Source organism: Sphingobium sp. AS12 (assembly GCF_019097845.1).
Lineage (GTDB): Bacteria > Pseudomonadota > Alphaproteobacteria > Sphingomonadales > Sphingomonadaceae > Sphingobium.
The window spans coordinates 120604-146844 of the sequence record NZ_JAHRGM010000002.1 but is presented as its reverse complement, the minus strand read 5'-3'; the positions used below and the strand labels follow the sequence as shown (position 1 = coordinate 146844).

General features: G+C 63.7%; 30 protein-coding genes. 12 read left to right on the top strand and 18 right to left on the bottom strand.

Annotated elements, in window-relative coordinates:
* The first annotated feature begins 501 nt into the window (after positions 1–501).
* The gene (locus KRZ98_RS05010) at positions 502–1989 is read left to right on the top strand and encodes a lipopolysaccharide biosynthesis protein (protein WP_217672556.1); all 1488 of its coding nucleotides are present in this window, start codon (positions 502–504) and stop codon (positions 1987–1989) included.
* A 61-nt stretch (positions 1990–2050) separates the two neighbouring features.
* Here KRZ98_RS05010 and KRZ98_RS05005 read toward each other — a convergent pair whose 3' ends face one another.
* The gene (locus KRZ98_RS05005) at positions 2051–2479 is read right to left on the bottom strand and encodes a CBS domain-containing protein (RefSeq protein ID WP_217672555.1); all 429 of its coding nucleotides are present in this window, start codon (positions 2477–2479) and stop codon (positions 2051–2053) included.
* A 71-nt stretch (positions 2480–2550) separates the two neighbouring features.
* Here KRZ98_RS05005 and KRZ98_RS05000 point away from each other — a divergent pair, with 71 nt between their 5' ends.
* Positions 2551–2850, top strand: a complete 300-nt coding sequence (locus tag KRZ98_RS05000; RefSeq protein WP_217672554.1) for a hypothetical protein — start codon at positions 2551–2553, stop codon at positions 2848–2850.
* Positions 2843–3220, top strand: a complete 378-nt coding sequence (locus tag KRZ98_RS04995) for an acyl-CoA thioesterase (protein WP_217672553.1) — start codon at positions 2843–2845, stop codon at positions 3218–3220. Before KRZ98_RS05000 ends, KRZ98_RS04995 begins: the two co-directional genes overlap by 8 nt.
* A gap of 3 nt (positions 3221–3223) precedes the next feature.
* On the opposite strand, the gene KRZ98_RS04990 is transcribed toward KRZ98_RS04995, so the two are convergent.
* The 6 genes from KRZ98_RS04990 to hisS all read right to left on the bottom strand — a co-directional run bounded on the left by KRZ98_RS04990 (position 3224) and on the right by hisS (position 11094).
* Entirely contained in the window at positions 3224–4723 is a 1500-nt protein-coding gene (locus KRZ98_RS04990; RefSeq protein WP_217672575.1) for a hypothetical protein, read from the bottom strand.
* Between the two features lie 143 nt (positions 4724–4866).
* Positions 4867–6267, bottom strand: a complete 1401-nt coding sequence (locus tag KRZ98_RS04985) for a DUF4139 domain-containing protein (RefSeq protein WP_217672552.1) — start codon at positions 6265–6267, stop codon at positions 4867–4869.
* 126 nt (positions 6268–6393) lie between these two features.
* Positions 6394–7374 (bottom strand): DUF4167 domain-containing protein, encoded by a 981-nt coding sequence (locus KRZ98_RS04980; RefSeq protein ID WP_217672551.1) that lies wholly within the window; start codon positions 7372–7374, stop codon positions 6394–6396.
* 303 nt (positions 7375–7677) lie between these two features.
* Positions 7678–8508: a peptide chain release factor N(5)-glutamine methyltransferase gene (prmC, locus tag KRZ98_RS04975; protein ID WP_217672574.1), complete on the bottom strand. Its 831-nt coding sequence runs from the start codon at positions 8506–8508 to the stop codon at positions 7678–7680.
* A gap of 23 nt (positions 8509–8531) precedes the next feature.
* Positions 8532–9617, bottom strand: coding sequence for a peptide chain release factor 1 (gene prfA / locus KRZ98_RS04970; protein ID WP_217672550.1), 1086 nt, complete (start codon positions 9615–9617; stop codon positions 8532–8534).
* 133 nt (positions 9618–9750) lie between these two features.
* Complete coding sequence (gene hisS / locus KRZ98_RS04965; RefSeq protein WP_254798105.1) at positions 9751–11094, bottom strand: histidine--tRNA ligase; 1344 nt, start codon at positions 11092–11094, stop codon at positions 9751–9753.
* A 142-nt stretch (positions 11095–11236) separates the two neighbouring features.
* On the opposite strand from hisS, the gene KRZ98_RS04960 reads away from it, so the two are divergent.
* The 3 genes from KRZ98_RS04960 (at position 11237) to ggt (ending at position 15798) form a co-directional block, all read left to right on the top strand.
* Positions 11237–13156, top strand: coding sequence for a M61 family metallopeptidase (locus KRZ98_RS04960; RefSeq protein WP_217672549.1), 1920 nt, complete (start codon positions 11237–11239; stop codon positions 13154–13156).
* Between the two features lie 37 nt (positions 13157–13193).
* Positions 13194–13733, top strand: coding sequence for an inorganic diphosphatase (gene ppa, locus KRZ98_RS04955; protein ID WP_119743706.1), 540 nt, complete (start codon positions 13194–13196; stop codon positions 13731–13733).
* A 364-nt stretch (positions 13734–14097) separates the two neighbouring features.
* Positions 14098–15798 carry a gamma-glutamyltransferase gene (gene ggt, locus KRZ98_RS04950; protein WP_217672573.1) on the top strand — a complete coding sequence of 567 codons (1701 nt, stop codon included), beginning with the start codon at positions 14098–14100 and terminating at the stop codon, positions 15796–15798.
* A gap of 86 nt (positions 15799–15884) precedes the next feature.
* Here ggt and KRZ98_RS04945 read toward each other — a convergent pair whose 3' ends face one another.
* The 10 genes from KRZ98_RS04945 to KRZ98_RS04900 are packed head-to-tail and all read right to left on the bottom strand — an operon-like array spanning position 15885 to position 19673.
* On the bottom strand, positions 15885–16382 hold the full coding sequence (locus tag KRZ98_RS04945; RefSeq protein ID WP_217672548.1) for a hypothetical protein: 498 nt from the start codon (positions 16380–16382) through the stop codon (positions 15885–15887).
* 53 nt (positions 16383–16435) lie between these two features.
* Entirely contained in the window at positions 16436–16852 is a 417-nt protein-coding gene (locus tag KRZ98_RS04940) for a SufE family protein (RefSeq protein WP_217672547.1), read from the bottom strand.
* Between the two features lie 51 nt (positions 16853–16903).
* The gene (locus tag KRZ98_RS04935) at positions 16904–17137 is read right to left on the bottom strand and encodes a hypothetical protein (protein WP_217672546.1); all 234 of its coding nucleotides are present in this window, start codon (positions 17135–17137) and stop codon (positions 16904–16906) included.
* A gap of 28 nt (positions 17138–17165) precedes the next feature.
* Positions 17166–17417, bottom strand: a complete 252-nt coding sequence (locus KRZ98_RS04930) for a hypothetical protein (RefSeq protein WP_217672545.1) — start codon at positions 17415–17417, stop codon at positions 17166–17168.
* 26 nt (positions 17418–17443) lie between these two features.
* Positions 17444–17755 carry a hypothetical protein gene (locus KRZ98_RS04925; protein ID WP_119743755.1) on the bottom strand — a complete coding sequence of 104 codons (312 nt, stop codon included), beginning with the start codon at positions 17753–17755 and terminating at the stop codon, positions 17444–17446.
* 24 nt (positions 17756–17779) lie between these two features.
* The gene (locus KRZ98_RS04920; RefSeq protein WP_119743698.1) at positions 17780–18070 is read right to left on the bottom strand and encodes a hypothetical protein; all 291 of its coding nucleotides are present in this window, start codon (positions 18068–18070) and stop codon (positions 17780–17782) included.
* Between the two features lie 51 nt (positions 18071–18121).
* On the bottom strand, positions 18122–18502 hold the full coding sequence (gene pspC, locus KRZ98_RS04915; RefSeq protein ID WP_006953513.1) for an envelope stress response membrane protein PspC: 381 nt from the start codon (positions 18500–18502) through the stop codon (positions 18122–18124).
* Between the two features lies 1 nt (position 18503).
* Positions 18504–18785 carry an envelope stress response membrane protein PspB gene (gene pspB / locus KRZ98_RS04910; RefSeq protein WP_006953511.1) on the bottom strand — a complete coding sequence of 94 codons (282 nt, stop codon included), beginning with the start codon at positions 18783–18785 and terminating at the stop codon, positions 18504–18506.
* Positions 18786–18789: 4 nt separating this feature from the next.
* Positions 18790–19458 (bottom strand): phage shock protein PspA, encoded by a 669-nt coding sequence (gene pspA, locus KRZ98_RS04905; RefSeq protein ID WP_217672544.1) that lies wholly within the window; start codon positions 19456–19458, stop codon positions 18790–18792.
* Between the two features lie 41 nt (positions 19459–19499).
* The gene (locus KRZ98_RS04900; protein ID WP_217672543.1) at positions 19500–19673 is read right to left on the bottom strand and encodes a hypothetical protein; all 174 of its coding nucleotides are present in this window, start codon (positions 19671–19673) and stop codon (positions 19500–19502) included.
* Positions 19674–19860: 187 nt separating this feature from the next.
* Between KRZ98_RS04900 and pspF the strand changes: the two genes are divergently transcribed.
* Entirely contained in the window at positions 19861–20883 is a 1023-nt protein-coding gene (pspF, locus tag KRZ98_RS04895; protein ID WP_217672542.1) for a phage shock protein operon transcriptional activator, read from the top strand.
* Positions 20884–21025: 142 nt separating this feature from the next.
* On the opposite strand, the gene KRZ98_RS04890 is transcribed toward pspF, so the two are convergent.
* Entirely contained in the window at positions 21026–21904 is an 879-nt protein-coding gene (locus tag KRZ98_RS04890) for a 3-hydroxyacyl-CoA dehydrogenase NAD-binding domain-containing protein (RefSeq protein WP_217672541.1), read from the bottom strand.
* Between the two features lie 170 nt (positions 21905–22074).
* On the opposite strand from KRZ98_RS04890, the gene KRZ98_RS04885 reads away from it, so the two are divergent.
* The 5 genes from KRZ98_RS04885 (at position 22075) to tolB (ending at position 26124) form a co-directional block, all read left to right on the top strand.
* Positions 22075–22545: a YbgC/FadM family acyl-CoA thioesterase gene (locus KRZ98_RS04885; RefSeq protein WP_217672540.1), complete on the top strand. Its 471-nt coding sequence runs from the start codon at positions 22075–22077 to the stop codon at positions 22543–22545.
* A complete protein-coding gene (gene tolQ / locus KRZ98_RS04880) occupies positions 22542–23249 on the top strand; it encodes a protein TolQ (RefSeq protein WP_217672539.1) in 708 nt (235 codons plus the stop codon). Before KRZ98_RS04885 ends, tolQ begins: the two co-directional genes overlap by 4 nt.
* Positions 23250–23361: 112 nt before the next feature.
* The gene (tolR, locus tag KRZ98_RS04875; RefSeq protein ID WP_006953487.1) at positions 23362–23808 is read left to right on the top strand and encodes a protein TolR; all 447 of its coding nucleotides are present in this window, start codon (positions 23362–23364) and stop codon (positions 23806–23808) included.
* Between the two features lie 7 nt (positions 23809–23815).
* Positions 23816–24793, top strand: a complete 978-nt coding sequence (locus KRZ98_RS04870) for a cell envelope biogenesis protein TolA (RefSeq protein WP_217672538.1) — start codon at positions 23816–23818, stop codon at positions 24791–24793.
* Positions 24790–26124 (top strand): Tol-Pal system beta propeller repeat protein TolB, encoded by a 1335-nt coding sequence (gene tolB, locus KRZ98_RS04865; RefSeq protein ID WP_217672537.1) that lies wholly within the window; start codon positions 24790–24792, stop codon positions 26122–26124. Before KRZ98_RS04870 ends, tolB begins: the two co-directional genes overlap by 4 nt.
* The last annotated feature ends 117 nt before the right edge of the window (positions 26125–26241 follow it).

The window sequence follows — 26241 nt, the reverse complement described above, 5'->3', positions numbered from 1 at the left end:
ATTAGGCATGCCGCCAGCGTTCGTTCTGAGCCAGGATCAAACTCTCAAGTTTGATGTCCAGTCCCTGCCAGGCGGAATAAGCCCAACAGAAACCGCTCATTTCCAGGAGCCATTCCTGCACAATATACATTCTAGTGGATATATATTGAGACATATAGGAACGGCCTAAATTTAACCGATCACACGACGCCTGAAAGCCGCCGCAGACCGGAGCCGCCGCCCACATGTCCCTTCATCAAACTAACAATGTCAAAGAACCCAAACCAAACTAAAAACCGGACAACCATCCCGCCCCGATACCTAAGTGCCGAGGGAATGGCGTCCAACCATAGTGGCGACCGTACCGAACGCTTCCTCTAGGCAGCGCCCCGTCCGGTGAACAGCCCTCTAGGCCCGACATCCCGACCCGTCAAATGCTTTTTGCAATTTTGTTTCAGAAATTTTTGGCGTTTGGGGTCTAGACGGGGCAGACGGCCATCATGGCCAAGGGTGATTAAGAGTATGAGTTTGCAGGATGCCGACGCGGACGACGCGGGTTTCGGCGCACGCATCAGGAGTGCGATTTTCTGGCGTTCGGGTAGCCAGATTATCTCGCAGATGATGAGCTGGGTGGTGACGCTGGCGGTCATTCGCCTGCTCGATCCAGCCGATTACGGCCTGTTCGCGATGACCCAGGTGATCCTGAATTTCGCGACCTTCCTCAATGGCTATGGGCTGGTCAGCGCATTGGTGCAGTCGGACAAGCTCGATTCGCACCGGTTGCGGCAGGCCTTCACTATCATGCTGCTGCTGAATGGCGCGCTGGCGCTGCTCCAGCTGGGAATCGCGCCGATCGCAGCGGACTATTATGACCAGCCAATGGTCGCCGACCTGCTGCGGGTGCAGGCGCTGCTTTACCTCTCCACTCCCTTCATCTCGATTCCCGAAGCCATCATGGGCAGGGCGCTCGATTTCAAGCGGCCTGCCTTGGTCAATCTGATCGCTGCATTTGCCTCCGCCGCCGTGGCGCTGGTGGGCGCCTTGTCGGGCTGGGGCGTGTGGACATTGGTGTTCGCGCCTATTGCCGGCTTCTGGGTCAAGGGTCTGGGCTATGTGCTGGCGACGGGGTTCCGCCCCATTCCCACCTTCGACTTTCGCGGCACCGGCGCGATGGTCGCCTATGGCGCGTCGCTGCTGGGCGGGCAGTTGTTCTGGATCGTCCAGAGCCAGGCCGATATCTTCATCGGCGGGCGCGTGCTGGAGCCGCATCAGCTGGGCCTCTATGCCGAAGCGCTGTTCCTGACCCAGATTTTCGTCAGCAAATTCATCCCGCCGCTCAACGATGTCGCCTTTCCCGCTTATGCCCGGATGCAGAAAGACCCATCGCGGGTCGCCTGGTCCTTTTGCAAGGCGGTGCGGTTGCTGCTGCTCATCTCCTGCCCTGTCTATCTGGGCATGGCGGTGACCGCCGAGCCGCTGGTCGAAACATTGTTCGGGGCGAAATGGCTGGAAATGGCCCCCTTCGTTGCGGTGTTGGCGCTGGCCATGCCGTTCATGACGTTACAGGTGATGTTTGCGCCGGTCAGCAATGCGCTCGGCCGTCCCGGCACGACCGCGCGAATCGCTGGCGTCGGCGCGGTGCTGATGCCGGTCGCGTTCCTCATCGGCATCACCTTCGGCGCGATCGGCCTGGCCTGGGCCTGGCTCGGCGCCTTTCCGATCCTGACGATCGTGACCGCGCGGCTGGCAGGCGCGCCGATGGGATTGCGCCTGATCGACCTGGCGCGTGCCGCTGCGCCGGGGCTGGGCTGTGCCATCCTGATGGCGGGCGTGGTGTTAGCGGTGGACCGGATTTTGCCGCCGCTGGCCGCACCGATCCGGCTGGCCGTGCTGGTTCCGGCGGGCGGCATCGCCTTCCTCGCCGCGCTGATGTTGTGCGCGCGCGGCACGTTGATGGAGCTGGTCGCTCTGGTGATTCGCCGCGCGCCGCCGGTTCAGGCTCCTGCCTGAGAGTTTGTTTCGAAATGCGCGAAAGAGCGCATTTCCGTTACCGCACCAAAGGCGCATATCCTCAAGCAGTCTGGATATAGTCGCGCAGCGCGGCCGCCTCAGATTCGATGCGGTCGATGCGGAATTTGACCAGATCGCCGATCGAGATCAGCCCGATCAGTTCGCCATCGACCACCACGGGCAGATGACGGATGCGCCGCTTTGTCATCAACGACAGGCCCGACATCACCGGCGTCTGATCGTCAATCGTAATGGCCGGGGCCGTCATCACGTCGGAAACGGGACGCTCCAGCGCCGCTGCGCCCTCGGTCGCGACGCGATAGACGAGGTCGCGTTCGGAAAATATCCCGACCACCTGCCCATCATCCACCACCGGCACGCAACCGATCCGCCGCTCCGCCAGCAGCGTCACCACGGACAACACGCTGTCGGTCGATCGCACCTGGATGACGTCGCGCCCCTTGCCCTGCAATATTGCCGCGATGGTCATGACCGCTCTCCTTCCTTGGACATTATGTCTCGATGCTTGATGATCACATTTTCGTGGCCCAAAGAAAAGGGATGACACGCAAACAAGCGCTCGATGACCCGGAAATTGCCGCCACCGCCTGGGCGCGGTTTCGCCGCATCATGTTCTGGATGGCAGCGGGTGGCGCCCTGTGCGTGATCGCGTCGCTCATCTTCCTACGGCTGTGGTCCGGGCCAATGCCGATCCATATGGTGATCGCCACGATTTTGGGCGTGTGGTTGACCTTCATGCTGGGAACCGGTCTGATGGCGCTGGTTTTCCTGTCCAGCGGCACCGGGCATGACGAACAGGTGATCGACCGGATAAAGGATGAGGTGATTGAGAATGAGTGACATGCGTGGCGAGGTGATCCTGCGCGTGGTGCCGCGCCCGGCCGACATCAACAGCAATGGCCATATTTTCGGCGGCTGGGTGCTGAGCCAGATGGATATTGCCGGTGGCATCGTTGCCGGGCGAATAGCGAAGGGCGCGGTGGCGACCGTCGCGATCGAGAGCATGAAATTCATCTCGCCCATCCTGCTGGGCGATCTCGTTTCGGTCTATGCCCATGCCGAACGGCGCGGCCGCACGTCGGTCGCGATACGGATCGACGTGGTGGCGACGCGCGGCGGCGGGGCAGAGACGGTGGATCTGACGAGCGGCGTTTTCACCTTCGTCGCGCTCGACGAGAATCACCGACCCCGGCTGCTGCCCGACGCCTGAATATCAGCGCGGCAGGCGCTGGCTGTAAGTCAATTCCGCCTTGCCATTGGCGGGGACCGTCGCCCGCCAAATCCATGCATTGCCGCGCCGTTCCATGTCCGTGGGGCGGGGCGTGACTTCATGGGGGATGGTGATTTCGGCGATGACGGCAAAGGGCCGGGCATTGCTGAGCGCGATCGTCCAGCTGCGGCTTTTACGCGACGCCTGCACCTGCCGCACCGCGATACGGACGTCCGCACTCTCGGCCAGATCATAGTCGATCCGTTCCCCTTCCGCCTTGTCGCTTATGTCGGCTTCCCCCGCCAGCAAGCGCAGATCATCCATCTGCTCGAACACCGCGACCCGGCCCGATGGCATGGGCAAGCCAAGGCCGTCACCTTTCCGATTCTGTAGCCGCAGCCGCAGCGTCATCGGTCGGGATTCGTCCGCGCCGAACCCGCCGATCGTTGCGGCATAGAGGCGCTCGACCTTTACGTCCGGCTGGCGCAGCAGCGCGACCTGCTTCTGGCTGTTGGCGGCGACCGTCACGGCCACAGGCACGCGATAGAATTTAAGGTCGCCCAGATCCTCCTGTTCCGCCACGACAGGGGCGGGCGGCGGCGGTGGTGGGGGAGGCGGTGCCATCATTGCCCGTTCGATACGGCGCTGCGCCGTCACCATGATCTCCTGCGCGCCGTCCATCATCGCCGCCTGGGGCATGTCCACCGGAAACAAATCCCAGCGCGGATGGGTGCTGGTCGTATCCATCGGCCAGCATTGCAAACGCAACGGGCCGCCGGTTGGCCGTGCCTGCGCCCTGCGCGGCTGACGATTAGGCTGCCCGGCGATGACGTTGAGCTGAGCGTCGGCAAAGCCGGTAACGCCGCCATTGGCGACGGTCAGCCAAGCCATCAGGTCGAGCGTCTCGCCCTTCATGTCCGCGACATAGGAAGCGGACCAGTCGAACCCTTCGGCCAGATAGGTGAGTTGCAGCGTCGCGCGGGTCGGCCGGTCGCTGGTGGCGATGACCGACAGGGTCGGCCGCGGCGATAGGTCCTTGGGTGCCTCTGCGTAGAGCATCCGTTCGGGCAGGCCACTGCATCCCAGCGCCTCATAGCCCTGCGTGGTCTGGACGATGACGCCGCCGGTCGGCCCGGCGCTCAAGATGGCATCCTGCTCGGTCACTTTGCCGGTCTTGCGATCGGTGCGGTGCAGGGTGACGCGGCGCTTGAGATAGGCGTCCACCAGCCCGGCGGGCGACAGCAGCCGGGCATCGCGATTTTTCTCCCGCACGCCGCGCGGCATACCGGAGAGAATGGCGGTTTCGGGCATCAACCCTTCGGCCACACCTTCAAAACGGACGACCGACTCGCCCTGCGGCAGATCGACCGAGCGGGTTTCGGTGACCAGCGCATAGCCGCCCGGCCAGTTGCGGTCGATCGCGCCAGCCGCGCGGTCCGGCGCGCGATAGACGGTGACCGACACCGCATTAATCTGGGTGGAGATGACGGTATCGGCCCACACCGATGGAGCGATGGCATAAAGAAGCAGCGCCAAAAGCCATCGTGTTCCCGCGAAGGCGGGAATCCAGTTGAAACGTCGGGACTGGATTCCCGCCTGCGCGGGAACAAGTATCCAATATCGCAAAAGCCGCATCGCGACCCGCTTCAGTAGCGCGAATCGAAGGTGACGGTCAGATCGACCGCGCCATTAGCCGGGACCGGCACGCTCCATTCCATCCGGTCGGCCGACACGCGCCGTCCCTCCACGCTCTGGGCGGTGACGCGCGTATCGCCCCACAGGCCGTCCTGCGCCAGATCGACCGTGATGGCTTCGGGCCGGGCGTTGATCAGCGTGTAGCGCATCCGTGTTTCCCAGCGCGACGCACCCTTTCTCGTGCGCTGTTCAACCGTCGGCCGGACCTTGACGTCGAACGCCTCGCCGGTGCGCAGCGCCATCGATGATCCCATAGGCGTATGGTCGATGCTGTTTTCGCCGATGAATTGCGGGTCTCCGCGCGCATCCCGCATATAGACGCGGATGGTGCCGGCGGGCAGCTGATCGCCCAACCCGCCCTGCTTCGATGTCGAAAATTTCAGCACGCTCGATGCGCTGAGCGGTTCGGCCGAACTGCCCATCCAGGGATTGAGATATTCATAGGTCGCCCTTGCTGGCGCGCCCTTCACGTCCAGAAAGCTCACCTGCTTCTGCTGCGCGTTGGCGATCGTCGTGCGGCGCTCAAGCGGATAGAGATAATAGTCGCCCAGCCGTTCGCGCGGGCCGCTTTCCGTCCCCGCCTGATCGATCGCGCCGCTGCCTGATTGCCACCAGTTGCGCCGCCCGCCGCCATTGGCTGGATTGCCCGCAACCAGGATCGTGCGCGCATTGCTGAAGGTCGTGCCGCTATTGTTGGTCAGAGTCACCCAGCCCTGCATGTCCATCGCGCCCTTCGCCGCGTCGAACAGCGCGACATAATCGCCGGTCCAGCCCAGATTGGGGGTGAGGTAGGACAGGCGGGTCGGCACCGCGCCGCCGCGTGCCGCATCCACCGTGACCGACAGGGTCGGCTTGGCCCGCAAATTGGGCGGCACCCGGTCGAAGATCACCCGCACCGGCAGGCCATCGTCGCGCAACACCTCGATCCGCGCGCCGATCTGGAGGACGATGCCGCCATTGGCTGCGAGTATCTTGGCGCGCTCGCGCGTTTCCGCGCCGGTGGCGGGGTTGGTGCGCACCAACGTCACCTCCTGCCCCACCGCCTTGTCCATCAGCTTGTCGGGCGACAGCAGGTCATAATCGAAATTCTGTTCGACGATCGCGATCCCAGGGCCGGACAGGGTGACGGTTTCAGGCCGGATGCGGGCCGAAACATCAGGAAATTCGATGCGGTTGCGCCCCGGCGTCATCGTCAATTGCCGCTCGTCCTGCACCAGCGACTGGCCATTATTGTAGATGGTGACGGCGACATCACCCTGGGCCGAAGCGCCGGTCGGATCGGCGGCCCCCTGGGCCAGCACGGCGACGGGAAGCGCGCACAGCAACGGCGCAAACAGGCGAAGGGCGGTCATCGGGCAGGTCTCTCCCAGCATTGTCTCCGCCTTGTGCCGCAAGCCGCCGCGATTGGGAAGCGGGCATGAAGAAGGGGACGGCGCGCCGGGCGCCGTCCCCTTCTTCAACTCATATAACGAGGCGGCTTATTCGGCCGCTTGCGTCGTCGCGCGCGGGCGGCGGGTGCGCTTCTTGGGCGCGTCCTCGCCGGCTTCGCTATCATTGTCGGCGCGCGCGATCGAGGGCGGCAGGATCGCCATGTCCAGACCGACAGGCGCTTCGGATGCCGCCACATCGACGACCTTGCGCGGGCGACCACGGCGTGGACGGGGTGCTTCTTCCATCTGCGGCGCGGGTGCCTGCTGGACGGGGGCGGCTTCTACGACCGGCGCTGCGACAGGCGCAGGCGCGGCCTGTTCGACCTGCGGCTGCGCTTCGGCAAAGACCGGGCGGTCGCGACGCGGGCGGTCACGGCGTGGGCCGCGATCCTCACGCCCACGATCTTCCCGATTATCGCGCGACTCATCCTGACGGCGATTCTGGTCGCGCGGCGCAAAGTCGCGCTGCGGGCGATCACCTTGATCGCGCTGGGCGCGGTCATTGTCGCGGGGCGCACGATCAAAGTCGCGCGGTGCCCGGTCATTGTCGCGAGGGGCGCGATCACCATAGTCACGCGGCGCGCGTTCGGCCTGCTCGCGCGGGGCGCGGTCGGCCTGCTCGCGCGGGGTGCGGTCATAGGAAGAGGAATCGGTGCGGAATTCGTCGACGCCGTCGGCGACGCCCTCGAAATCATCGCCATCCTCGTCGAAATTCTCGTCAGGGCGGCGGTGGCGCTGCGGCTGGTTGGCCTGCTGCTCTTCCTGCCGGGCGCGATTGTCGGCCAGGACGCGGAAATAATGGTCGGCAAATTGCAGATAATATTCCGCATTCACCCGGTCGCCCGCCATCTGCGCATCGCGCGCCATATTCTTGTATTTCTCAAGAAGCTGGGTCGCATTGCCACGGGCGCGGTTGTCGATGCGGTTGCCAGTATCGCCCCCGCCCCGATTGCCACCATTATTGGGACGTCCGTTGTTATTATTGTTCCGGCCGCGATTGCGGCGACCGGCCTGCCGGTTGTTGATCAAGACATGATCCTTGCGTTCGCTGTCATCATATTGGCTGAAAACTCTGTTCCGTCGCCATCCCCAAGCACGGCCCGCACATCAGACCGGATACGGCTCCGCCGGGCATGGCCGGTTCAAAGGGCCAGTGCCTCAAGCTGCCAGCGGCGCCGGGCAGCAGCGCCGTCATGACTGTCAGGAGCGTAGAGAAAGGCCTTTTCTATCAATGGCCTGAACCGACCATATCACGAGATAGTGCCATCTCTGCCCTGGATGTAGAGGCTTTCGCCGGAGAAACCAAGCAATTTCCGCTTGTCATGGCGTTAATTACGCTGTGCCGTCGCGGGACGGCCATGTTGCGACCAGGCAACGATCATGCCCGGCCAGGTCCTGCAACGCCCGCACGCGCAGGCCCGCGTCCGCCAGCAGCGCCGAAACGGCATCCTTCTGGTCATAGCCGATCTCGATCGCGGCCATGCCGCCGGGCGCGATCAGGCGGGGCAGATCGGGGACGATCCGGCGATAATCGTCCAGTCCCTCCGCCCCCGCAAACAGCGCGCTGTCCGGCTCGTGCAGAACATCGCCCGCCAGCGCTACGCTGCGCGCGATATAGGGCGGGTTGATCAGGATCAGGTCGAACGGACCGTCCACACCCTGCGCCCAGTCACCGGCCCGAAAGGTCGCGCGGTCGGCCAGCCCCAGCCGCTCTGCATTGCCCCGCGCCACCGCCAGCGCGCCGGGCGAAGCGTCGATGCCAAGCCCGTGAGCGTCGGGCCATTCACTCAAGGCCGCCAGCAGCAGCGCACCGGAACCGGTGCCAAGGTCGAGGATGGATCGCGGCGCGCGTGCCGTGAAATGCGCAACCGCCGCCTCGATCAGCGTTTCGCTGTCCGGGCGGGGGATCAGGACGTCCGGGGTTACGCCCAAGCTGATCGTCCAGAAATCGCGATAGCCGATAATATAGGCGACCGGCTCCCCAGCAAGGCGACGATCAAGCAGCGCCGCAAAGCCCGGCGGGACGTTGAGGTCGCGCTGGCGCAGCAGCAAGTCGTTGCGGGAAAGACCCAGCGCATGGGCCATCAACAATTCCGCGTCGAGGCGCGGTGTATCGCTGGCGACACCGAGCTGGACATATGCCGCGCGCAGGGCGTCAGGGATACCCCCCTCCCCTATGCTGGCACTCACCCGACCCCGTCCAGCTGCGCCAGCCGCGCCGCTTCATCCTCCGCGATCAGCGCATCGATCACTTCGGCCAGGCCCGGCCCTTCGAGAATCTCCGGCAGGCGGTGGAGCGTCAGGTTGATGCGGTGGTCGGTCACGCGGCCTTGCGGGAAATTATAGGTACGGATGCGTTCGGACCGGTCGCCCGATCCCACCATCGCCTTGCGCGCGCCGGCCTGTTCGCTCTGGGTGCGTTCGCGTTCCGCTTCGTAGAGGCGGGCGCGCAGCACCTGCATCGCCTTGGCCTTATTCTTGTGCTGGGACCGTTCGTCCTGCTGGATCACCACCAGCCCGCTGGGCAAATGGGTGATGCGAACCGCCGAATCGGTGGTGTTGACATGCTGGCCGCCAGCACCCGACGCGCGATAGATGTCGATCTTGAGGTCGCCATCGGCAATCTGGACGTCGACTTCCTCCGGCTCCGGCAGCACCGCGACGGTCGCCGCCGACGTATGGATGCGCCCGCCGCTTTCGGTGACCGGGACGCGCTGGACGCGGTGGACGCCGCTTTCAAACTTCAGCTTCGCGAACACGCCGGTGCCGGTGATGGAGGCGACGACCTCCTTGTAACCGCCCGCTTCGGACGCATTGGCCGACATCAATTCCATTTTCCAGCCCAGCGAATCGGCATAGCGCTGATACATGCGGAACAGGTCGCCCGCGAACAGGGCCGCCTCGTCCCCGCCAGTCCCGGCGCGGATTTCCAGCATGGCCGGGCGCGCATCAGCCGAATCGCGGGGCAGCAATTGCAGCGCCAGCGCCCGTTCGGCGGCGGGCAACTGGCTCTTGAGCAGTTGCATCTCCTCCTGCGCCATTTCCCGCATCAGCGGGTCGGCATCCGCACCCCCCGTCATATAATCAAGCGCAGCCAGTTCCTGCCGCAAACGCCGCACTTCATGCGCGGCGCGGGCCACCGGCTCGATCTCGGCATATTCTTTCGACAGGCGCACGAACGCATCGGGCGGCAGATCGGCGCGCGTCATCGACGCCTGCACCTCATCCCGGCGCGCCTCAATCTGCGCGATGCGTTCGGGGGATATGTGCATTAACGAGCGCCCCTCAATCCGTTCGGGCTGAGCCTGTCGAAGCCCTGTCCTGCCTTGCGCGCAGAAGAAGGTCGGCCCTTCGACAAGCTCCGGGTGAACGGGGGTGGGGAGGCGCGATGGGTGCGGTTTGGCATTAGCGAGGCACTCGCCTCTCTTCGCCAAGCAAGTCTATATTGAGGAGTACATCATCTACATACTCAAGATCGACTTTGAATCTTCCCCTCAAAATATTCTCTACGGATTTGTCGAGACCGAATGTTCGAGGGTGCTGGCCAGCCTTGAAACGCAAGGATGCAAACGTACCGGGTTTTTGGTGTAAGGCATCTATGTTTACAACCAACTCCGCTGCTGCACAGGAGCGGGTGTATCTTTTGTCTTTCTTACCACTGAACGTCGTGAAAGTACTCAACCCATGCTGCCGAAATAGATAGGCGAGGCTTTGGGACAGAAATTCCGAATCAGGATTTTCAGGAACTATTCCAATTTGCAACGGCACTCGCTCTGGCGTGTCCACCAGCATCGCCAACCGCTCGATGCCCGCAGCCCAACCAACAGCAGGCGTTGGCTTCCCACCCAGATTCTCAATCAGCCCGTCATAGCGCCCGCCGCCCAGCACCGTGCCTTGTGCGCCCAACCGGTCGGTGACGAACTCGAAGGCGGTGTGGCGATAATAGTCGAGGCCGCGCACCAGACGGGCATTGCGTTCCCACGCCACGCCAGCGGCATCCAGGCCGCTCGTCACCTTCTCGAAAAAGCTGCGCGCCTCGTCGGTCAGATAGGCGTCGATGTCGGGCGCGCTGTCGGCGACGGGGCGGTCGCGCGGGTCTTTGCTGTCGAGGATGCGCAGCGGGTTCTTGGCCAGCCGCTCGACGCTGTCCTCGGACAGTTCGCCACGATGCGCCTCGAAATGGGCGATCAGCGCGGCGCGCCATGCCTCGCGACTGGCCGCGTCGCCCAGCGTGTTGAGCGTTAGCGTCACGCCTTCGTTGATGCCCAATTCTTTCAGCAACTGGTCCGCGAACACCAGCAATTCCACGTCCGCGCCCGGCTCGGCTGCGCCGATGATTTCGGCATCGAGTTGGTGAAACTGGCGGAAACGGCCCTTTTGCGGGCGTTCGTAGCGGAACAAAGGCCCATGGGTCGCGACTTTGAGCGGCGCATATTGCTGCCAACCCTCGGTGATATAGGCGCGGCTGATCCCGGCGGTAAATTCCGGGCGCAACGTGATGGAATCGCCGCCGCGATCCTCGAACGTGTACATTTCCTTCGACACGACATCGGTGGATTCGCCCAGCGACCGGGCAAATACAGCGGTGGATTCAAACACCGGCACCTCGACCCGCTGGAAGCCGTAGAGCCTGCGCACCCGATCAAAGGTCGCGACCACATGCTCGAACCGTTCCGCAAATGCTTCCGGGGTGCCGCCCAACATGTCTTGCGTGCCACGAACCGGACGCGGAGTTTCGATTTTCGCCATATGCCGGGCCTTTAACCGCAATTGCGCCCCAAGGAAACGCGGATTTTACAGCTGTGGATCAAGGGCTGGACGCCGCCGCGTGCCGACGCCATTGTGGCGGCATCAGGGCCGTCCGGCCCAGCCCAAATTTTCGGAGACGTTCATGATCCGCAGCCTCGCTGCCGCCCTTATCCTGTCGACCGCGATCGCCAGCCCGCTTGTCGCGCAGGACGCGATCCGGTCCAAGCCCACCGCTTTGCCAATCAACGATGCCAGCCCCGTGCCAAAGGACATTCCCTATCCCGGCGGGACGATCAAGCTGGAGGTCGATGCCAGCGACACGGTCCAGCGCATCTTCAGGGTGAAGGAGACGATCCCGGTTGCAACCAGCGGGCCGATGACGCTGCTGATGCCCGAATGGCTGCCGGGCAACCACGCCCCGCGCGGCCAGCTGGAAAAGCTGACCGGCCTGACCTTCACTGCCGATGGCAAGCCGCTGAGCTGGAAGCGTGATCCACTCAACGCCTTCGGTTTCGTCATCGACGTGCCGCAGGGGACGAAACAGGTCGTCGCCCGCTTCCAGTTCCTGTCCGCGACGGTCGGCAATCAGGGCCGCGTCGTGGTGACGCCCAAGATGCAGAATATCCAGTGGGAAAGCGTCTCCCTCTATCCGGCGGGCTATTATACCCGGCAGATTCCGGTGCAGGCGACCGTCACCTATCCCGCCGGCTGGCAGGCCGCGACCGCCCTGCGCGGCAAGCGGACCGGCGACACCGTGGCCTATGACGTGATCGATTATGAAGCCTTGCAGGATTCGCCGGTCTTTGCGGGGACGCATTTCAAGGCGGTCGACCTTGGCAGCAATGTCACGCTCAACATCGTCGCCGATGATGCCGACGAGCTGGTCTATACCCCCGACCAGATCGCCAAGCACAAGAAGCTGGTCGCCGAGGCGGGCGCGCTGTTTGGCAGCTATCATTTCGACCATTATGATTTCCTGCTGGCGATCACCGACGAAATGGGCGGCATTGGCCTGGAACATCATCGCAGTTCGGAAAATCAGGTCGAGCCGGGCTATTTCAAGAAATGGAGCGATGGCGAGGCATTGCTGGACCGCAACCTGCTGCCCCATGAATTCACCCATAGTTGGGACGGCAAGTTCCGCCGCCCCGACCTGCTCTGGACCCCCGATTTCCGCACGCCGATGCAGGATAATCTGCTGTGGGTCTATGAAGGGCAGACGCAATTTTGGGGCTATGTGCTGGGCGCGCGATCGGGCCTGTTCACCAAAGCCGAAACGCTCGACGCCTATGCGCAGATCGCGGCCAAGCTGGACACGGCGGTCGGTCGGCAATGGCGGCCGATGGAGGATACGACGCATGATCCCATCATCTCCGCCCGGCGGCCCAAGGGCTGGGCCAGCTGGCAGCGGTCGGAAGATTATTATAATGAAGGGCTGATGATCTGGCTGGAGGCCGATGCGATCATCCGCAAGCAGACCAAGGGTGCCAAGGGGCTGGACGATTTCGCCAAGGCCTTTTTCGGCGTGAAGCCGGGCGACTGGGGCCAGCTCGTCTATAATCGGCAGGACGTCATCAATACGCTGAACGGCGTCGCGCCCTATGACTGGGCGGGATTCTTCCAGACCTATGTCGATAGCCCGACCAGGGAAACGCCCAAGGGCGGCTTCACCATGGGCGGATACAGACTGGTTTATGGCGACACCCCCAACGGCTTTACCAAGGCGGCCGAGGGCAACAACAAGATGGTCGATCAGAGTTTCGGCATCGGCCTGATCGTCAAGAATGACGGCGAAATCAGCAGCGTCATCTGGGACAGCCCGGCGTTCAAGGCGGGGCTGGTGATCGGCGCCAAAATCCTGGCGGTCAATGGCGACGAGTTTTCCGGCGATGTGTGGAAAGCGGCGATCAAGTCCAAGACGCCGATCCAGATCATCCTAAAGCAGGACAAATATTACCGCACTTTGTCACTCGATTATTCGGGCGGGCTGCGCTATCCGCGCCTCGAAAAGACAGGAGAGGGTGAGGGCAGCCTCGACAGGTTGCTCCAACCGAAAACATAAACACCCGCTAATCTATCGTGCAGCAAAAGGCGTTTTCATGAACATCGAACTGATTCCCGTTGGCGACGATCCGCCCAACAGCCTGAACGTCATCATCGAAGTGCCCGTCGGCGGCGAGCCGGTGAAATATGAGTTCGACAAGGCGTCGGGCGCGCTGTTCGTGGACCGCATTTTGCACACGCCGATGCGCTACCCGGCCAATTATGGCTTCGTGCCGCACACGCTGTCGCCCGATGGCGATCCGCTCGACGCGCTGGTGATCGCACGCTCGCCCTTCGTCCCCGGCTCGGTCGTGCGCGCCCGCCCGATCGCGGTGCTGAACCTGGAAGATGAAGCCGGCGGCGACGAGAAACTGGTCTGCGTGCCGGACAACAAGACCTTCCCATATTATGCCGACATCAGCGAGAAGGATGACCTGCCCGGCATCGTGATGGAGCAGATCGAGCATTTCTTCACCCATTACAAGGACTTGGAAAAGACCAAATGGGTGCGCATCGGCACCTGGGGCGGGGCCGAGGACGCCAAGCGCGTCACGCTGGAAGCGATCGAACGCTATCAGGCGAACAAGAAGGCCTGAGCGCCCGACTGTCCGAGTGAATGGAAAGGCCGCGCGGGGTGACTGCGCGGCCTTTTTTTGTGACGATAATGTCGAATCCCCTAAAAATCCTCCCCTGCAAGGCAGGGCTTATCGCATATGAGCCGGACCTCATTTTACTTCGTCATGCTGAACTCGTTTCAGCATCCATTTCTCGTCCCCAGCGACAGCTTTTGAGGCACGATGGATCCTGAAATAAATTCAGGATGACGTTGGAGGGATGACGCAAAGTCATAGGCGATTCCTTTGCCCTGGGAGGAGGGATTTCATGATGCAGGATCTGCCAGCGCGCCACTGGCATCCTCAAAGGGTTGCAGCGGGCAACGCAATGCGTAGGGTAGCGGGCATGATCTTCCGTCCGTTCGGCCTGCTGGCCCCTCTCGCCCTCCTCGTCACATTGCCGCTGCCCGCCATGGCGCGCGAACCGGTATCGACCAACGCCACCGTTTCCGCCGCCGATCCCCGCGCGGCCGCCGCGGGGCAGGAGATATTGCGCAAAGGCGGCAGCGCCACCGACGCCGCCATCGCGATGATGCTGACGCTGAACGTGGTGGAGCCACATAATAGCGGCATCGGCGGCGGCGGCTTTCTGATGCACCATGACGGGCAGACCGGGGTGCTGGAATCGATAGACGGGCGCGAAACCGCACCTGCCGCCGCCCGGCCTGACCGCTTCATGGGACCGGACGGCCAGCCCCTGTCCTTCCGAAACGCCTGGCCGGGCGGCTATTCGGTGGGCGTGCCGGGCAATTTGCGCATGGCATGGGACGCGCATAAAAAATGGGGCAAGCTGCCCTGGGCCGACCTGTTCCAGCCCGCGATCCGCGCGGCGGAAGAGGGTTTCGAGGTGCGCCAGCGGCTCGACACGGCGATGAAGGCGGTAGCAGGAGTCTGGGCCGACTTTCCCGAAATTCAAAAATATTTCTGGATCGACGGCAAGCCTGCGCCGATGGGCACGATGCTGAAAAACCCGCCGCTTGCGGCCCTCTTCAAACGCATCGCCGCCGAAGGCCCGGACGCCTTCTACACCGGCGACAATGCCCGGCTGATGGCGCAGGCGGTCACCAACGCCCCCAAAAACCCGGTGCCGATGACGGAAGGCGACATCGCCGCCTATCAGGCAAAGCCGCGCAAACCCGTGTGCGGCAAATATCGCGTCTATACCGTGTGCGGCATGGGTCCGGCGTCCGCCGGCGGCGTCACGGTGCTGCAGATATTGGGCATGGTCGAGCGCTTCCCGCTTAGCGCTTGGGGCAAGGATGATCCGCGATCCTGGCATGTGATCGGCGAAGCGATGCAGCTGGCCTATGCCGATCGCGGCACATGGCTGGGCGATCCAGATTTCGTGTCCGTGCCGGTCGGCGGCCTGATCGACCCCGCCTATCTCAAGCAGCGTTCCGCCAGCATCCGCCTCAATAAGGCGCTGAACGACTATCAGCCCGGCACCCCGCCCGGCGCGCAGCCCCGCACTGCGTCTCTGCCGCAACCCGAAAGCGGCACCAGCCATTTCGTCGCGATCGACCGTAATGGCGACATCGCCGCCTGGACTTCCACCATCGAGAGCTTCTTCGGCAGCCAGCTGATCGCCAATGGCGTGATATTGAACAATGAACTGACCGATTTCAGCTTCACGCCGCAAAAGGATGGCGCGCCGGTCGCCAATGCGGTGGGACCGGGCAAGCGGCCGCTATCCTCCATGTCCCCAACCATCGTATATGACGCCAAGGGGATGCCGATCTTCACCGTCGGCGCGGCAGGCGGCAAGACCATCATCATGCAAGTGGCCAAGGCGCTGATCGCTCATTTCGACTGGGGCCTGTCGGCGCAGGATTCGATCGCGATGGGCCTGATCTTCTTCAACGGCGACGGGCTGGTGCTGGAACAGGGCACCGGGCTGGAGGCGATGCAGGCACCGCTGGAAAAACTCGGCCATCGGGTCGTCGTCTCGCGCCTCGGCCTCAAAGCCAATGCCGCCGAACGCGCGCCCGACGGCCACTGGATCGGTGCCGCCGACCCACGCAGCCCCGGCGTGTCGTTGCAGGAGTGAAACCTAACCGTCATGCCGGACTGATCCGGCATCCAGGGCGGCGCAACACGGCCCTGGATCCTGACGTTCGTCAGGATGACGATGATTTATGAAGCGCTCTTCAAATCCAGCCCGGCGACGTTGAAAGCAAAAGGCGCGGTCTGATCCTTCGGCCCCGTGACCAGATTGACCGAGACCGTCTGCGCCTTAGCGATCGCCTCGTAGGCGTTTTGCGACGGCAATATCTCGATCCCGTCCTTGGCGTCGGTCATCCGCCCCTTCCAGCGCAAAGGCCTGCCGCCATCGGCAATCGCGGTGACCGCGCAATCGGACAGGTCACACTGGAACGGCGCGCCTACCAGCTTCACCGTCACGCTCTTCTCGCCATTGTCCATCGGCTGGACCAGCAGGACTGCGAAGGTATCCGCCGCCGTCATCGTCTGGACCGCGTTGGCGCTGCCGATATAGGCCAGTTTGGGCTTGCCGCCCGACCCCGCCTCATATTTCCACGTCTGGCCGATCGTGTCGCGCTGGGTCGGCCCCTTGTCGCCTGACGAGCAGGCCGCGAGCAGGCCAATGGCTGCGATGGCGATGAAATGGCGCATGATTGAATCTCCTTGTCAGGAAACTCAACGCCGCAACTTGATCCAGGTTTCCCTCAGGCGCTGTAGCGCGCCGCCGTATCGCGTATCAGGGCGATCATGTTGGGGATGCCCTGGGTCCGGTTGGAACTGAGCTGATTTTTGAGATCAAACGGGGCCAGCGCCGCCTCTATGTCCGCGCCGCCGATCGCCGCGGGGCTTTTGTCCTGCACGGTCAGCAGCACCAGCGCGATGATCCCCTTGGTGATCGCGGCATTGCTGTCGGCCAGGAAATGCAGCCGTCCATCTTCCAGCACCGTCGGATAGACCCACACCGCAGCCGAACAGCCGCGCACCAGCGTCGCATCCGTCTTGAGCGCATCGGGCATGGGTTCCAGCGCCCGGCCCAGATCGATCAGCAGGCGATAACGATCGTCCGCGTCGAGAAATTCATACTCATCGTAAATGTCGGCAAGGGCGCTCTGATCGGTCATGGCCGCCCATATAGGGGGATTTGCGCGGGGGGAAACCTGCCTTTTGGTCTTTTACAAATCCACGCCCGCCGCGATCGCTTCCAGCTTGCGGATGCGTTCCTTCAAGTCCGCGACCTCGATCCGCGCGGCGGCCGATGGCGGCGCGCTCGCTTCGCTGCGATGGCCAAGTTCCGCGCGCTTCAGCTCCAACCAGCCGGTCCAGCCGCGTAACGTGGCCATGGTGACGATGGAGAGCCCAGCCAACCCGGCCAGCGCGATCGTCAGATAGAGAGTGGGGTCCTGCATGATAGCCTCCCTGCCCAATGGGCCGCGTTCAATCGCGGTCCCGCAATTTCTCGAACTCGCGCTCCAGCGCGCTGCTGCCGTCGGTGGCCAGGCGCTCCAGCACCGCGACGCGGTCTTTGAGCGCTTTCACCTCGGCGCGAAGCCGCTCGGCTTCCGGGTCGGGACCGCGCGCGATAAATTCTTCGCCCTTGTCGCGGCGCACGACACCATATTTGGCGCGCAGGACGCTGGCGATGGCGGTGATCGCGATGATGGCGACGACCATTTCAAACGGGTTCATGATGCTTTCTCCCTTTTGCCGCGCGCTCAGTTGGCCGGGCTGCGCAGCCGTTCGATCTCGCGATTGAGCTGGTGGCTTTCGTCGGTGACGATCCGCTCGACCACGGCCAGCCGATCCTTCATCGATCCGATCTCGGCGCGCAGCTGGGCATTTTCCTGGCTGAGCAGCTTCACCCGCTCGACCATTTCCTCATTCTTCTGCGGATACACGGGTTTGCCCCAGCTATTTTCCAGCGGATAGCCATTTTTGACGCGCAGCCAGGTGGTAACCACCCAGCCGATGATCCCCAGCGATCCGACGGCAAAGACGACCGGCGCGAAATCTGCAAATGGAAACATGATCTCTACTCCCTTGCACCGCGCTCAGCGCAGTTCCTCTATGGCGCGCGCAGTGCGGACGGCAGGATCGGTGGCGATCCTCTCCAGCACGGCGATGCGCTCCTCCAGGCGGCTGATGCGGCCCACCAGCTTTTCGTTTTCGCCGGACAGAAGGTCGATTTTTCGACCAGCGTCGCCGTCCGTTCGATCAACGGTGCCGGTCCATTCATTTTCCACCGGGTAACCGTGGCGGGCACGGACCCAGGTGGTGAACATCCAGCCCAAAGTCGACATGGCGATGATGGCCAGGACGAAGAAAGGTCCACCGAAATTCATGGGTTTAACTCCCTGTTAGTCTGCCCCGGATCTGCTCAGCCCGAAACCTGCTCAGCGTAGACTGTCGATTTCGTCCGCCAGGCGCGTGTTGCGGCTGGTATAATAGATTTCGATGTCAGCCAGGCGGCGATCGATGTCGCGGAATTTGGACCGGACGTCGCGGGTGGAACGGGTCGGATTGGTCCGCACCCCCTGCCAGAATTTTTCGTCATCCCGGTCCGAATAGAGCCCCTTGGGCTTGTCATCGGCGAAATAGACGGCGGCGAAATAGGCGATCAGCGTCCAGGGGAAGGCCCCCATCAGGGTGATCAGCACTGCGCCGACACGGACCCAGACGACGTCGATCCCGCTATAGTCGGCGATGCCTGCGCACACGCCCGACCATTTGCCATTGGCCTTGTTGAGGTAGAATTTGGTGCGGCGGGCGGTCATCTCAGTTCCTCCGGTCGAAGCTGTAATCGTCATCGCTCAGGTCGGCATCGGGTGCCGGGCGGCGCGGGCGGAAATCGGGGTTGTCGGCGGCGACGATCCTTTCGACCGTCACCAGCCTTTCCTCCAGACGGCGGGCGAGAAGATGGAGTTCATCCAGCAGCTTCTCATCCTCGTCGGTGATTTTGGGCGCCTGCTTCCACTTGGTGACATAGTGGAAGATCAGCCAGGGCATACCGATGAACAACATGCCGCAGATCATGATGGGCAGGAATATGTCCTCCATGACGTCAGACTCCCTTATTCATGCTGGCCTTGAGAGCGGCGAGATCGGCGTCCACCTTGTCGGCGGACTTCAGCTCGGCAATCTCTTCCTCCAGCGTCTTGGGCGTGCCGCCCAGCGCCATGGCATCGGCGCGACCTTCGGCCAGATCGACCCGGCTTTCCAGCATGTCGAAGCGCGCAAACGCCTCGTTCACCTTCTCGCCGGCATAGGCTTCGCGCACCCGCAGGCGGTTTTCTGCACTCTGCATCCGGGTGACCAGGCTGTTCTGGCGGGCGCGGGCTTCGCGCAGCTTGCCCTGTAGCTTGGAAATATCCTCTTCCGACGCTTTGAGCGCTTCGTCGAGCGTCTCGATCTCGTGGGACAGATGCTCGGCCATGTCGGTCGCCTTCTGGCGCTCGACCAGAGCCGCCTTGGCCAGGTCCTCGCGGTCCTTGGACAAGGCCAGCTGCGCTTTCTCGGTCCAGCTGTCCTGCAAGGCGGTCAGCTTGGCGATGTGACGGCGCATTTCCTTCTGGTCGGCGATGGTGCGGGCGGCGGAGGCGCGCACCTCGACCAGGGTTTCCTCCATTTCGAGGATGATCATGCGGATCATCTTTGCCGGGTCTTCGGCCTTGTCGAGCAAGTCGGTGACATTGGCGGCGATGATGTCGCGGGTGCGGGAGAAAATACCCATCTGAACTTCACTCCTTATTTTATTCTTTGGGGGCGGCGACCTCAGGCCAGATAGCGCAGGGCCACAGGGGTCGTCTGACTGGCGAGCATCGGGGCTTCGCTGGCGCGGGCCGGGCCGACTGCTGACAGGATCAGGGTCGATCCGAACAGCAGGGCAGCCAAAGCAACCGACATCAGCTGGCCGATTTCGCGAACGCTGTTGTTGTTCTCTTCCATGATGATAACTCCCTGAACCTTGGCCTTCGTGTCGTTCCGCTTGTGTGTGTGCGGATTGTCCTAAGCTTTGCAGGGGCCGTGCCAATTTCGAAAAAGCGCCAATTTGCGCCATTTTTGCGGGATTTTCCCAAGCCCGTGCCAGAATATCTCTTGCCGAAAGGTGGGAAATTTCACCATAAGTTGGGGTATGGAGAAAAATACCCAATTTGTCGGCCAGTCCTTTGCCTTTCTCGACGCGGTCGAGCTGGCGGGCCGCGCCGCCGAACTCAACCGCCCGGTGCTGGTGATCGGCGAGCGCGGGACCGGCAAGGAGCTGATCGCCGAGCGGCTCCATCACCTCTCCCCACGGTGGGGCGAGCCGCTGATCGTCATGAACTGCGCGGCCCTGCCCGAAACCCTTATAGAGGCCGAACTGTTCGGCCATGAACAAGGGGCCTTCACCGGCGCCAACCGCGCCCGCCCCGGCCGGTTCGAGGAGGCAGACGGCGGCACATTGTTTCTGGACGAGCTGGGCACGCTGTCGATGGCGGCGCAGGAACGGCTGCTGCGCGTGGTCGAATATGGCGAAGTCACCCGCATCGGCGCGTCGAAGCCGCTGCGTGTGGACGTGCGGATCGTGGCCGCGACCAATGACGATCTGCCCGCCGCCGCCGAAGCCGGACGCTTCCGCCCCGACCTGCTCGATCGCCTGAGTTTCGAGGTCATCACCCTGCCGCCCTTGCGCGCGCGGGAGGGCGATATTCCGGTGCTGGCCGACCATTTCGGGCGGCGCATGGCGGCCGAACTCAACTGGCCGCAATGGCCCGGCTTTTCCGCCGTCTGCGCCGCGCAGCTGGAGGCGCATAGCTGGCCCGGCAATGTCCGCGAACTGCGCAACGTGGTGGAACGCGCCGTCTATCGCTGGGACGAGCCGGGCAAGCCGATCGACCGCCTGACCTTCGACCCCTTCGCCTCCCCCTGGAAACCCAGACCGCTGATGCCGAGCGCCGCCGCGCCTTCCGATAGCGCGCCCACAAGCGCCCCTGCTCCCTCGCCCGCCACCGAAACCATCAGCGACCTGAAAGCCGCCGTCGACGCGCACGAAGCCGCGATCATCCGCGCCGCGCTCGACCGCCACCGCTACAACCAGCGCGCCACCGCCAAGGGGCTGGGCCTGACCTACGACCAGCTAAGGCACTGCATGAAGAAACATGGGCTGAGCGCGGGGTAAGCAGGTCCGATCCACCCACCGCCGTCATCCCAGCGAAGGCTGGGATCCATTCGGCGCTAGGCCGGATCGTCACGCAGACGGAGCGCCGAATGGATCCTGACTTTCGTCAGGATGACGGAAAAATGGAGGGCAATCCGCCCCTTCACCGCGTCGGCACAGGCTCCGCGCCCGAATAATCATAAAAGCCGCGCCCGGTCTTGCGACCATACCAGCCGGCTTCGACATATTTGACCAGCAGCGGCGCGGGGCGGTATTTCGGATCACCCGTCGTGCTGAGAAACACGTTGAGGATTTCCAGCGCCGTATCCAGCCCGACAAAATCCAGCAGCGTCAACGGACCCATGGGGTGATTGAGGCCCAGCTTGCAGCCCATGTCGATATCGACCACGCTGCCCACGCCTTCGCCCAGCACGAACACCGCCTCGTTCAGCATCGGCAGCAGGATGCGGTTGACGACGAAGCCCGGCGCATCGAAGGCCTGCACCACCGTCTTGCCGATCCGGCCCGCAAACCCTTCGACCGCCGCGACCGTTTCGGGCGTGGTGGCAAGGCCACGAATGACCTCGACCAGCACCATCACCGGCACGGGGTTGAAGAAATGCACGCCGACAAAGCGCCCTGCATCGGGCGCAGCCTGTGCCAGACGGGTGATGGGAATGGACGATGTGTTGGTCGCCAGGATCGCGTCCGCCGCCAGCAACGGCCCGACATTGGCGAAGATCGCGCGCTTGACCTCCTCCCGTTCGGTCGCCGCCTCGATCACCAGCTGCGCACCGGACAGCGGCGCGATCTCGCCCACCGGGGTGATCCGCGCAATCGCCTCGTCCGCGTCGATCTGGGCGATCTTACCCTTTTCCACGCCCCGCGCCAGCAAGCGGATGATGCCGTCGCGGCCCTTTTGCGCACGCGGCAGATCGACGTCCGACAGGATCACATCATAGCCCGCCTGCGCCGCGACCTGCGCGATCCCCGCGCCCATCTGCCCCGCGCCGATCACGCCCACCGTCCGAATATCCGTCATCCTGGCCTTCTCCCACATGCTGACTCGTGGCCAACTCCCTAGCCTTCGCGCCGTCCGGGGACCAGAGGGGCATTGATGCGAAAATAGACAGGCGACAAAATGCGCCTCCTGCGCGAGAAACCGACTTTTCCGCCTTTGCCTGAACGGTGCGCCATGGTTAAAAGCCGCTCATGTCCGTTTCAGACCAGATGCCCATGTCGGCGACCGGACGCTTTGTCGCTGCCGTGCATCATTTCCCGCTGCGCATCTATTTTGAGGATACCGACCTGTCGGGGCTGGTCTATCACGCCAATTATCTGCGCTATATGGAGCGCGCCCGGTCCGACATGCTGCGTGCTGCCGGGATCGACCAGCGCGCCGCGCATGACAGCGGTGCCGGCGTCTATGCCGTGACCGACCTGCACATCCGCTACCGCCGCCCCGCCCGCCTCGACGATGACCTAATGGTCGTCAGCCGGGTGGTGCAGGTGGGCGCGGCAACATGCGCCATTCATCAATCAGTCATGCGCGCCGACGAACAGTTGACCGACGCTACCATATCGGTCGCCTGGCTGACGCCGCAGGGTCGCCCACAACGGCAACCCAAAGCCTGGACCGACATTTTCAGCCGCCTTTGCCAAGGGGAAGATTTCCACCCATGACCCTCAATCTGCCAGACGTCGCCGCGGTGGCCGACGCCGCGACCATTTCCCCGCTCGCCTTGTTCCTTCAGGCCGACATCGTCGTGAAGGGTGTGATGCTGGGCCTGTTGCTGGCCAGCATCTGGACCTGGGCGATCATCATCGGCTTTTCCGTCACGCTCCGCCGCGCCAGCAAGCATAGCAAGAGCTTCGAGCAGGATTTCTGGAAAGCCGAGGATATCGACCGTTTCTACGAAGCGCGCGGCAAGGCGGACCAGCCCGCTGCCAAGGTGATGGCAGCAGGCGTCACCGAATGGCGGCGATCGACCGCGCAGAAGGTGATCGACCGCGACGGCACGCGCGACCGGCTCGCGACTTCCATGTCCAGCACCATCGCGGCGGAAATCGACCGTCTGTCCGACCGGCTCAACATATTGGCGACGGTCGGATCGGTAGCGCCGTTCGTCGGCCTGTTCGGCACCGTCTGGGGCATCATGCGCGCCTTTACCGCGATTGCAGCGGAACAGAATAGCTCGCTCGCCGTCGTCGCGCCGGGCATTGCGGAGGCTTTGTTCGCCACCGCCATCGGCCTGTTCGCCGCGATCCCGGCGGTCATCGCCTACAACCGGTTCAGTCACGGCATCAACCGCATGGAATCGCGCCTGACCCGCTTTGCCGACGGCTTTTATGCGACGTTGAGCCGCGAGTTGGAGGCGCAGCGGTGATGCGCCCCACTTGCCGCGTCACCCCAGCGCAGGCTGGGGTCTCATGCGTTTGCGCGCTGACGCCTAAGATGCCAGCCTTCGCTGGCATGACGGTTAAGGGGAGCAGCCGCTAATGGCCATGTCCGGTCCTCCCTCCAGCCGTCGTGGCCGTGGCCGCGCGCCGATGGCCGACATCAACGTGACGCCCCTGGTTGACGTCATGCTGGTGCTACTGATCATCTTCATGGTGACGGCGCCGCTGCTGGTGACTGGTGTGCCAGTCAACCTGCCGGAAACCCGCGCCAAGGGGCTGGACCAGGACGCCAAGCCCACCGTCGTGTCGATCGACCGAGACGGCGCGACCTATGTCGATGAGGATGCGGTGGCCGACGCCGACCTGCCCGGTCGCCTCGCCGAAATCGTCGCCGCCAATGCGGGCAAGGCGGATGCGCCGCAAATCTTCCTGCGCGCCGACAAGGGGCTGGATTATGGCCGGGTGATGCGGGTGATGGCCGAGCTGAACCGCGCGGGTCTGAACAAGGTGTCGCTGGTCTCCTCGCCTGACGACACGGCGGAATAGACCGACGATGGAGCGCACGGAGAAAATCGGCCTTGGCGTCGCGACTGCGGGGCATGTCCTGCTGTTCGGGCTGCTGTCGGCTGGCTTTTTGGCGACCCCCAACCCGTTGAAGCTCAAGACCCCGCCGATGGAAGTGTCCATGGTGGATGAGGTCGCGCTGCAATCGACCGCGCCCAAGCTTTCGGCCGAACCGCCCCCGCCCAGCGTCGCGCCCGAACAGGGCCCGACGCAGGACGCCGCCCCCGCGCCGGAACCGGAACCCGCGCCCGAACCGGTGCCGGTCCCGCCCAAGCCGCAACCCAAGTCCGCGCCGCCCAAGCCGGTCGCCAAACCCGCGCCCGCAAAACCAAAGCCCACGCCGCCCAAGAAGGAGGTGGCCAAGGTCGCGCCCAAACCCAGGCCCGCGCCGGAAAAACCCGCGCCCCCAAAAAAACCAGCGCCGAAGCCTGCACCCGACAAGCCCAAGGCCGCCGCCGCGCCAGCAAAGCCCGCCGCCAAGGCTTCGGCCAAACCCGCGACCAAAACGCCCGCGCGCGCGTCGGGTCCAGGCAAGGCGGACAAGCCCAAGGGATCGCTGCTCGGCAATGATTTCCTCAAAGGCATCGACACCAGTGCCGACGCCCCGCGCAAACCGCCTGCTCCAGCGCCCGCCGCTGCCATGGGTCCGGCGCAGAAATCGGCGCTCGACGCCGAACTGCGCCGTCAGTTGAAGCCCCATTGGCGTCCCCCGTCGGGCGCGGATGCGGACCAGCTCGTTACCCTGCTCGAAGTGCGGCTCGACAAGAGCGGCGCGGTGATCGGCACGCCGGAGGTGATCGACCAGCTCGGCGTCACCGCCAGCAACCGGCCCCAAGCCAAACTCCATGCCGAACGGGCGATCCAGGCGGTCAAGCTTGCCTCCCCCTTCCGCAACATGCCGCCCGAATTTTACGACCAATGGAAATGGCTCCGGCCACTCCGCTTTGACGCGAGGCTGAACCGATGAAACCCTCCCTTTTGCGCCGTTTGAGCGTGGCGACCGCCGCGCTGCTCGCCATCGCAGCGATGCCAGCCATGGCCCAGCTGTCGGTCGATGTGACCGGTGAGATTGACAGCAATGTCAAGGTTGCCGTCCCCCCCATGCCCGCGCAGCAGGAGGTCGATACCCCCGCCGGCTCGGCCACGGAGTTGGGCCGCAAGATCGCCGAGGTCATCGCTTCGGACCTTAAAGGCTCGGGCCTGTTTGATCCGTCCGGTCCCGCTGGCCTGCCGCAAATCCCCTTTGCCGAAGTCACCTTCCCCGTGTTCGACAAATGGGGTGCCTATCAGGCGCTGGTGCAGGGTTTCGTCCGCACCACCGGCGGGGAAGCCGACATCACCGTCGGCTGCTACCTTTATGATGTGGCGCTGAAGCAGGAACTCACCCGGCAGGGCTATGTCGTCGCCCCGCCCGACTGGCGGCGCGCCGCGCATAAATGCGCCGACGCCATCTATGCGCGCCTGTCGGGCGAAAGCCCCTTCTTCGACAGCCGCATCGCCTATATCGCCGAAAGCGGGCCGAAGGGCGCGCGGGTCAAGCGCCTCGCCATCATGGACAGCGACGGCGCGAACCACCGCTTCATCACCAATGGCCAGTCGATGGCACTCACCCCGCGCTTTTCGCCCGACTATAAATCCATCCTCTATGTCAGCTATCTGGGCAGCCGGGTGCGCCTCTATATCTATGATATTGGCGCGGGGCAGCAGCGGCTGGTGACCGAAAGCAACAATCCGACCTTCGCGCCGCGCTGGTCGCCGGATGGGCGTAACATCCTCTTTTCGATGGCGATTGCGGGCAATACCGACATTTATCGCGTCCCCGCCAGCGGCGGCACCCCCGTCCGCCTCACCACATCGCCCGGCATTGACGTGGGCGGCAGCTATTCGCCCGACGGCAGCCAGATCGTGTTCGAAAGCGACCGGTCGGGCGGGCAGCAACTCTATGTCATGAACGCGGACGGCTCCAACCAGCGCCGCATCAGCCATGGCGGCGGCCGCTATGCGACGCCCGAATGGTCGCCGCGTGGCGACCTCATCGCCTTCACCAAGCTGTCGGGCGATTTCAAGATCGCGGTGATGACGCCGGGTGGCGACAATGAGCGCATATTGACCAATGGCTGGCAGGACGAACAGCCGACTTGGTCGCCCAATGGCCGCGTGCTGCAATTCTTCCGCACATCGCCGGGCAAGCAGGGGTCGAGCCAGGTGTGGCAGGTCGACCTCACCGGCGTGAACGAGCGTCGCATCCCCACCCCCTTGAGCGGGTCCGACCCCGCCTGGGGACCGCTGCTGCCCTGAAAATCGCGCGTTCTGGCGGTTGGCATGGAACCCAATCGTCTTGACAGCGTAACGAACATCACGGACCCTGATGCCGTCCTGAGCGGGCGGTGCCCGGATCAATCAAAGGAGACCCCC

What these genes read in the sequence shown, in the direction of transcription:
- KRZ98_RS05010 (WP_217672556.1), top strand. Translation starts at nt 502, where the DNA reads ATGAGTTTGCAGGATGCCGACGCGGACGACGCGGGTTTCGGCGCACGC.
- KRZ98_RS05005 (WP_217672555.1), bottom strand. Translation starts at nt 2,479, where the DNA reads ATGACCATCGCGGCAATATTGCAGGGCAAGGGGCGCGACGTCATCCAG.
- KRZ98_RS05000 (WP_217672554.1), top strand. Translation starts at nt 2,551, where the DNA reads ATGACACGCAAACAAGCGCTCGATGACCCGGAAATTGCCGCCACCGCC.
- KRZ98_RS04995 (WP_217672553.1), top strand. Translation starts at nt 2,843, where the DNA reads ATGAGTGACATGCGTGGCGAGGTGATCCTGCGCGTGGTGCCGCGCCCG.
- KRZ98_RS04985 (WP_217672552.1), bottom strand. Translation starts at nt 6,267, where the DNA reads ATGACCGCCCTTCGCCTGTTTGCGCCGTTGCTGTGCGCGCTTCCCGTC.
- prfA (WP_217672550.1), bottom strand. Translation starts at nt 9,617, where the DNA reads ATGCACATATCCCCCGAACGCATCGCGCAGATTGAGGCGCGCCGGGAT.
- hisS (WP_254798105.1), bottom strand. Translation starts at nt 11,094, where the DNA reads ATGGCGAAAATCGAAACTCCGCGTCCGGTTCGTGGCACGCAAGACATG.
- KRZ98_RS04960 (WP_217672549.1), top strand. Translation starts at nt 11,237, where the DNA reads ATGATCCGCAGCCTCGCTGCCGCCCTTATCCTGTCGACCGCGATCGCC.
- ppa (WP_119743706.1), top strand. Translation starts at nt 13,194, where the DNA reads ATGAACATCGAACTGATTCCCGTTGGCGACGATCCGCCCAACAGCCTG.
- ggt (WP_217672573.1), top strand. Translation starts at nt 14,098, where the DNA reads ATGATCTTCCGTCCGTTCGGCCTGCTGGCCCCTCTCGCCCTCCTCGTC.
- KRZ98_RS04945 (WP_217672548.1), bottom strand. Translation starts at nt 16,382, where the DNA reads ATGCGCCATTTCATCGCCATCGCAGCCATTGGCCTGCTCGCGGCCTGC.
- KRZ98_RS04940 (WP_217672547.1), bottom strand. Translation starts at nt 16,852, where the DNA reads ATGACCGATCAGAGCGCCCTTGCCGACATTTACGATGAGTATGAATTT.
- KRZ98_RS04935 (WP_217672546.1), bottom strand. Translation starts at nt 17,137, where the DNA reads ATGCAGGACCCCACTCTCTATCTGACGATCGCGCTGGCCGGGTTGGCT.
- KRZ98_RS04930 (WP_217672545.1), bottom strand. Translation starts at nt 17,417, where the DNA reads ATGAACCCGTTTGAAATGGTCGTCGCCATCATCGCGATCACCGCCATC.
- KRZ98_RS04925 (WP_119743755.1), bottom strand. Translation starts at nt 17,755, where the DNA reads ATGTTTCCATTTGCAGATTTCGCGCCGGTCGTCTTTGCCGTCGGATCG.
- KRZ98_RS04920 (WP_119743698.1), bottom strand. Translation starts at nt 18,070, where the DNA reads ATGAATTTCGGTGGACCTTTCTTCGTCCTGGCCATCATCGCCATGTCG.
- pspC (WP_006953513.1), bottom strand. Translation starts at nt 18,502, where the DNA reads ATGACCGCCCGCCGCACCAAATTCTACCTCAACAAGGCCAATGGCAAA.
- pspB (WP_006953511.1), bottom strand. Translation starts at nt 18,785, where the DNA reads ATGGAGGACATATTCCTGCCCATCATGATCTGCGGCATGTTGTTCATC.
- pspA (WP_217672544.1), bottom strand. Translation starts at nt 19,458, where the DNA reads ATGGGTATTTTCTCCCGCACCCGCGACATCATCGCCGCCAATGTCACC.
- KRZ98_RS04900 (WP_217672543.1), bottom strand. Translation starts at nt 19,673, where the DNA reads ATGGAAGAGAACAACAACAGCGTTCGCGAAATCGGCCAGCTGATGTCG.
- pspF (WP_217672542.1), top strand. Translation starts at nt 19,861, where the DNA reads ATGGAGAAAAATACCCAATTTGTCGGCCAGTCCTTTGCCTTTCTCGAC.
- KRZ98_RS04890 (WP_217672541.1), bottom strand. Translation starts at nt 21,904, where the DNA reads ATGACGGATATTCGGACGGTGGGCGTGATCGGCGCGGGGCAGATGGGC.
- KRZ98_RS04885 (WP_217672540.1), top strand. Translation starts at nt 22,075, where the DNA reads ATGTCCGTTTCAGACCAGATGCCCATGTCGGCGACCGGACGCTTTGTC.
- tolQ (WP_217672539.1), top strand. Translation starts at nt 22,542, where the DNA reads ATGACCCTCAATCTGCCAGACGTCGCCGCGGTGGCCGACGCCGCGACC.
- tolR (WP_006953487.1), top strand. Translation starts at nt 23,362, where the DNA reads ATGGCCATGTCCGGTCCTCCCTCCAGCCGTCGTGGCCGTGGCCGCGCG.
- KRZ98_RS04870 (WP_217672538.1), top strand. Translation starts at nt 23,816, where the DNA reads ATGGAGCGCACGGAGAAAATCGGCCTTGGCGTCGCGACTGCGGGGCAT.
- tolB (WP_217672537.1), top strand. Translation starts at nt 24,790, where the DNA reads ATGAAACCCTCCCTTTTGCGCCGTTTGAGCGTGGCGACCGCCGCGCTG.